This window comes from Bacillus pseudomycoides DSM 12442 (assembly GCF_000161455.1).
Taxonomy (GTDB): Bacteria; Bacillota; Bacilli; order Bacillales; family Bacillaceae_G; genus Bacillus_A; species Bacillus_A pseudomycoides.
The window spans coordinates 5,094,126-5,100,484 of sequence record NZ_CM000745.1 but is presented as its reverse complement, the minus strand read 5'-3'; the positions used below and the strand labels follow the sequence as shown (position 1 = coordinate 5,100,484).

Annotated in this window: 5 protein-coding genes and 2 pseudogenes; 4 read left to right on the top strand and 3 right to left on the bottom strand. The window is 33.9% G+C overall.

The genetic code is table 11. The features are described 5' to 3' along the window. Together BPMYX0001_RS25820 and BPMYX0001_RS25815 are read left to right on the top strand one after the other, a co-directional pair. Nucleotides 1-218: pseudogene (locus BPMYX0001_RS25820) on the top strand (DNA-binding protein); the annotation flags it as partial. Between the two features lie 206 nt (nucleotides 219-424). Then, nucleotides 425-1,312: an Rpn family recombination-promoting nuclease/putative transposase gene (locus tag BPMYX0001_RS25815; protein ID WP_003209727.1), complete on the top strand. Its 888-nt coding sequence runs from the start codon at nucleotides 425-427 to the stop codon at nucleotides 1,310-1,312. Nucleotides 1,313-1,712: 400 nt separating this feature from the next. On the opposite strand, the pseudogene BPMYX0001_RS29730 reads toward BPMYX0001_RS25815, so the two are convergent. The 3 genes and pseudogenes from BPMYX0001_RS29730 to BPMYX0001_RS25800 all read right to left on the bottom strand — a co-directional run bounded on the left by BPMYX0001_RS29730 (nucleotide 1,713) and on the right by BPMYX0001_RS25800 (nucleotide 5,074). Beyond that, a pseudogene (locus BPMYX0001_RS29730) lies at nucleotides 1,713-3,143 on the bottom strand (IS4 family transposase). 128 nt (nucleotides 3,144-3,271) lie between these two features. Beyond that, complete coding sequence (locus tag BPMYX0001_RS25805) at nucleotides 3,272-3,745, bottom strand: GNAT family N-acetyltransferase (protein ID WP_006097123.1); 474 nt, start codon at nucleotides 3,743-3,745, stop codon at nucleotides 3,272-3,274. 30 nt (nucleotides 3,746-3,775) lie between these two features. Continuing rightward, the gene (locus tag BPMYX0001_RS25800; RefSeq protein ID WP_033799400.1) at nucleotides 3,776-5,074 is read right to left on the bottom strand and encodes an APC family permease; all 1,299 of its coding nucleotides are present in this window, start codon (nucleotides 5,072-5,074) and stop codon (nucleotides 3,776-3,778) included. Between the two features lie 152 nt (nucleotides 5,075-5,226). Between BPMYX0001_RS25800 and BPMYX0001_RS25795 the strand changes: the two genes are divergently transcribed. After that, complete coding sequence (locus tag BPMYX0001_RS25795) at nucleotides 5,227-5,670, top strand: Lrp/AsnC family transcriptional regulator (protein WP_006097120.1); 444 nt, start codon at nucleotides 5,227-5,229, stop codon at nucleotides 5,668-5,670. A 448-nt stretch (nucleotides 5,671-6,118) separates the two neighbouring features. Beyond that, on the top strand, nucleotides 6,119-6,359 hold a 241-nt coding region (locus tag BPMYX0001_RS25790; RefSeq protein WP_033799399.1), incomplete at its 3' end, for a DUF3937 family protein.

Sequence of the window (6,359 nt, the reverse complement as noted above, 5' to 3'; positions counted from 1 at the left end):
ATAGTTTAGCACCCTATATAATAGAAGGAAAACTGATACAACGTGTTAATCACAGTGTATATTTAGATAGTAATACCGTAACAAAGCCGGTAACTCTCACACGTAACGAGTATAAATCTATAACAAAAATTGTAGATGAAACAAATAGTTCCATCGAAGAATTTATTAAAAATGCAATTCAAGATAGAATTAATCAGCACTTACTTAATCAAAAATAAAAAAACGTCCCAAAAAGTAAAGGTTTTGGAACCATATTAATTAGGGATAATTACAATTGAATGTTGTAACTTTTTAGTGCTCCAAAAATTGATGACAAAAGTGAGTTTAGAAATTTGATTCATATTTGTATAAGTTTGCATGTCCAGATTGTTTTTATGTACAATAAAGAAAAAGAAATAGCATTAGACAGAGAGAGGAAAAACCTGTGTCCAATCAAAAATTAGTAAATTTACGCATCGATTTTGCTTTTAAGCAATTATTTGGTACAAATGGTAGTGAGGATATTCTCATCGCGTTTTTAAATGCGATGCTACAAGATTCCTTAGAATCACCTATTGTTTCTTTACAGCTAGAAGATCCACATTTACATCGAGAACATGAAGAGGATAAATTATCGATTTTAGATATTTCAGCTACATTAGATACAGGAACAAAAGTAAATGTAGAAATACAGCTCAATAATAATCACGATATGATCAAACGAAGTTTGTATTATTGGGGGAAGCTATTCACATCGCAATTGCAAAAGGGGATGCCATATAGTTCTCTTCATAAAACTATCACCATTAATCTGTTAAACTTTGTGATGTTTCCAGAATATGAAGCGTTTCATACAACAGGAATCCTGTGGAATAAGCAACAACAGAAGATATTGAGTGATGATATAGAAGTTCATATGGTTGAGATTCCGAAGTTAATGCAACAGTGGCGGAATGAACAAGTAAATCCCTGGGAAGATTCTTTTGTTCGTTGGTTATTATTACTTCCAGCGAATGAAGATGAACACTTAACTCAAACATTGGAGGACATTGCCATGAATCAAGATCCAATTTTACAAAAAGCAATGAATAAGTGGGAACGCATGAGCCAGGATTCTTCTTTCCGACAAGCCTATGAGGCAAGGGAAAAAGTGTTAATGGATGAAGCTGCAAAGGTTGCTCATGCTCGTAATGAGGGGAAGAAAGAAGGAATCCAAGAAGGAAAAATACAAATGATTAAAGGTATGCATGAACTAGGTGTACCACTCGAAACAATTGCTAAAGCAAGTAAATTAAGTATAAATGATATTGAACGTATTTTAGAGGAGAAATAAAATAAAAAAAGCACATAAAATGGGGATAACATGCGCAAGAAAATAGTAATTTAGGTAACTTAACCATAATATAAAAGCTCTGATTTATGGCGCTTTTTCTTTTTTCTCAATAAACAATATAGATAAATATGGTAAAATGGTAAGTGGATGGGAGTCCACATACATATTATTAAAATTAAGATGGTTCAAGTCGGAGAAAGGTACCTTAGGGTGCCTTTTCTTTTTTAAACGGACCTGCTCATATATCATTTAAAAACATAGGGTAGCACCACATTGCTATCAACCTAAGCTTATGCAAAGGCAATTATAGTAGAGGTTTTTTCTTTTTTCTAAAGGCTACATGTAGGAAATTTAAAGATTTGCATACGAAATAAACCCTAACGGGTTTCATTTTTTTGATTTAAGCCGCTTGATTATCAGACATGGTACAATTGTAAACGACACCTAATATATCAAAGACTGTTTTCTTCTCATATCGATGAGATTTTCGCCCGTTTTGCTGTAGGAGGTTGAATAGGCGAATTAGTACCTTTGATAGCTCTTGGGTGTCCTTTTGTATTGTTTGGAACAGAAGAAAAAAATAGTCCTTAATCATATATATGGCTTTATATTCACTGAGCTCTTGCTTTTTCTTCCTGAGGAGCAATTGACGCATTTGAAACATGATGGAAGAACAGAGTAGAATGGCAATTAATTGACCATATAAATAGCACTCCAATCGTTCTGATTTTATCTTTTTACAATGATGAATGCGAAAGAATGATTTCCACGTTTTAAATAAAATTTCTATTTACCAACGCAAAGAATACAAATCATGTACTTGTCCCATCGGGACAATTTCTGTAGGGGTATTTGTCATATATACATTAATACCACTGAGTCGTTTACTACGAGGAGAATACTTCATTCCTTTCTTCTTTTCTCTTACAACTTGATCTTGTAATCGTTTTTTTTGTTGTTCTTTTGTTAATCGATGTACAATCACACGAGTCGGTACTTTATCCTTCATTCCTACATAGGCTTCGGATATTTCACATGTTTGTCCTGGCTGGAGGGAGTTCATTAAGATTTCCATATCTATCTGTATATACTCTGTACCTTTCTTGATTCTTCCATCTTGAAAGTAATCAGGGTTGGGGTTTTTATGATAAATGCGTGTATTCGATTTGATACGAGAGATATAGTAAGCCTTTTTATCTTGTATATGTTGAAGATCTTTCAAATGAAAATAACCTAAATCTCGGATACATAAATCATTCGCTGTTACAGTTGGGACACACAGAGAACCGTAGGTTCGATCATGTTGTTTACCTGGACCTGTATAAATATGTAGGAACTGTCCGCTTAGCAGGTCATACTCAAGTTGAATTTTCATCCCAGCTGTATGACTGCATCCTCCTGCACCTGGATAAACGAATGAAAAGATATCTGGAAGTTGAAATGCGGTGGAATCCAGAATTCGAATACGCTTGAAAACAGAAGTGAATGGAGAAGAAATCGGTATAGATGAGGCCAATTTTTTGCTTAGTAGTTCGGCTAGTATGTGTTGTAAAAGTTGGACGGCCGCTTTATTAAATCGTTGATTCAGTCCCTCAGGACTGATGAGTACTTCTGTTGATGCTTCTAAACGGCTAGATAGCTGAGTTAAAGAAGTCTTAGCGACATTTTGAATCATCCATACACATAAAGCGACTAAATCTTTTGCTTGGTATTTACTGGTTCGTTGCACGAAACCAATATCTCTAGCAAGATCTCGTAAGATATTTGGGGACAAAAAGCTTTGAATTTCTTGAGCAAATAGTTGTAATTCATCAGATACAGAAATAGACATACAAAAACGCCATCCTTTCTTATGATTCTACAGAAAGAATAGCGTATTTTTTTATTTTAGAGGGTATTTTGTTTTGTTAGGTAGATAGCGATGTGTCGATACCCCTAATATAGCTCGAAATTCTCGCTCTATTTAAGAAAGAAATTATAATGAAAACATTCATCATCCTTTTCATACCCCATAGACTCGTATAAACTTTGAGCATTGTAATTATCAATAGCTGTTTCAAGTGTTAATCCTTTTGCACCTGTTTCCAAAGCATATTCCTTTGCTTTTTCCATTAAGGCTTTTGCTACGCCTTTTTGTCTCGCTGATTGCTCTACATATAAATCATTTAAATTCCAAAGTTTTTTCATCGCGACCGACGAAAAAGATGGATAAAGTTGAACAAATCCTAACGGTTTTACATCACCTATTTGATTTTCAAAGGCTAAAAAAATAACGGAATCATCATTTTCCATTCTTTCCTGAATAAACTTTTTAGCCTCCTTTAAGTTTGATGTTTGCTTGTAAAAGATTCGATATTTGTCAAAAAGTCTAGTGACTAAATCTAATTCATTTAAACCAGCTTTTATTACCGTGAATTTTTCATCATGATTCATTTTCCTACCTCCAAAATTGAATTATAAGAACTACGCTTCTATTGCACCATATTTCTCCCTTTTTCCTCTCCAAGTGATATACACAATACATGAAATGGCTACAATGATTGGAATCGCGATAAAAGAACCGATGAAAGGATAAGCTGCAAGACAAAGTATACAAGCTATCGCAGCTAATACCTTACCCAAGACATTTGTAATCAATTTAACTCCAGCTGCCGTACCAACAACATAGGTGGCAATTGCTAGTGAGTTAGGAATAAATACTAACTGTTCTAATCCAATGTCAAAAATAAAACTTAACAATAAACCTATTGTTGCAATTAATCCTACTAATAAAACTGCACGGCTAGGAGTTGAATATTTTTCGTTAAGGTTATCCAACCATGAGGGTGCTAAACGTTCATGGGATAAAGAATAACCTAACCGACTCATACTCGCAATAAACGCATTGTTCGTTCCTAAACATATAATAAAAGCGAGAATTGCTGTTACCCAAGCACCATTTACTCCTGCTACTTTTTCCACAACTTGAGCTAGTGCTGCACTATTCATAGCCTCATTAACAGTTTGTTCTCCTATTGAATAAGAACTCGTACCAATCACAGCCAAAATAATGCCTAAATACAAAACACCGATTATAACAATAGCTCCCCATGTTGATCGCATGATGTTTTGTTTTCTTGGGTTTTTAAATTCTGGTGCCAAACTGGAGATAGCTTCCCATCCAAAAAATGACCAAAAAATGAGCATTGCAGATTGCCCAATTGGCATGATGCTATTTTTTGTAATATGGAGCGCTATACTCTCTTGGTTAATAACTGGAAAAGCTAACACTGATGTACTCAATAAAATGAACAATGTAAGCCCAGCCAAACTTAACTGAACTTTCCCACTTGTTTGTAATCCCACATAGTTTCCGATAACCGCAATTATGAGTAATATGCCTGCAATAATATAGGTAGAAAAATGTGGTAAATTGAATGCAAAAGCTATGTAAGTCCCACCTGTTAAAGAGACAATGATTTGTCCTACACTTCCTGCAATGAAAAAAAACCATCCAGTGAGAGCGCCTACATAATGTCCAAAAGCTTTATTTGCAAAAGTCAATATACCTCCTGAGCTGGGAAAATCGATTGAAAGAAAGGCAAATGTACAGGCTAATGGAATACTAAGAAGTATCATAAAAATCCATGAAATTAGTGCGTTTGCACCCGCAATACTCGCTGTCATACCAGGCAATATCAAAATTCCTGATCCTAAAACAGCTCCGACATATAACGCAATGCCTTGTGGAACCGAAATGGTTTGCTTCAATGATTGCGACAAGCCATCCTCTCCTTTATATTTAAGTATAATTATATTATAGAAGGCTATATGTTCATTTTATATAAACTATTGAACAATTTATACTCTTATTACTTTATGATTTGAATAAATAATAATATAATTATTTACAATCAGGAAAGGCGGGAATAGAGTTGGATATAATTGACCGAAAAATATTGGAACTCCTTCAGGAGGATGGACGGATAACAATTATACAGTTATCGAAAAAATTGAACCTTAGTCGCCCTAGTGTAAATGAACGATTGCGGCGATTACAAGAAAATGGGGTCATTCAAGGTTTTGCAGCACGTATTTCTCATGAGGCAATTGGAAAAAATACACTTGTAATCATTCAAATAGGAAACATAAAAATAGAATGCCACCGATTTGAGGAGATAATTAAAGAGGAAATGGATATTCTAGAATGCCATAGGGTGACAGGTGCAAATAGCTATTTTATGAAGGCAGCAGTTACCTCAATGAAAGATGTAACAGCTCTCGTAGATCGACTTATTCCTTACGGACAATTAAACACATCTGTAGTACTTTCATCACCTGTTATTTATCGTCCTTTGCTCCCTGTGAATGATTGCTAAGTTTCACTTAAATTGAGAGTTATCACTCTATAGATCCAGTTTTTTTGTTATTGAACGAACGATTAACAAGCTAAGAAATATATATCTCCTCAAAACGAAAAAAACAGTTGAATGCTTTTTAATTCATTAACTGTAGAAGTTGAAAATTTTCGTTTTGGGGTATTTGCTTTTCTTAACTTGATAGCGATGGGGTAGCACCACATCGCTATCAAGCTAACAAAACAAAACACCCCCTAAAATGAAAAAATAAGCTTTTTGTTGCAAGTTAGCACAAAATTTTGTTCTGGGGATACCATAAAATTTTAATTAGTTAGCAATGTTGTGGAATCACTAACCTAACAAATAACAGGACATTTAAAAATCCCTTCTACTCTGATCACTTTGACAAAAAATTAAACAATTATTATAATTTTATATATAAATATAATAATTAACAGGGGGGAAAAATATGTTTACAAATAAAAAGGGGATTCGAATAGGTTTAGGTTTATTTATCTCTTTATCTGTAATTCAATTTACTATCGGTTATATAGGGGCATATTATAAATCTTCTACAGGTAATGAGTTATTAATTTCAGGAACATGGAAAACTGTGTTATTAGATGCCCCTAAAGGTATACTTGTTATTTTAGGAGCAATTGCTTTATATCAATTTACGAAGAAATTACCAGAAAAAACGGAATCTATAT

Coding starts and splice junctions, on each gene's coding strand:
- BPMYX0001_RS25805 (WP_006097123.1), bottom strand. CDS start 3,745: ATGAATCATGATGAAAAATTCACGGTAATAAAAGCTGGTTTAAATGAA.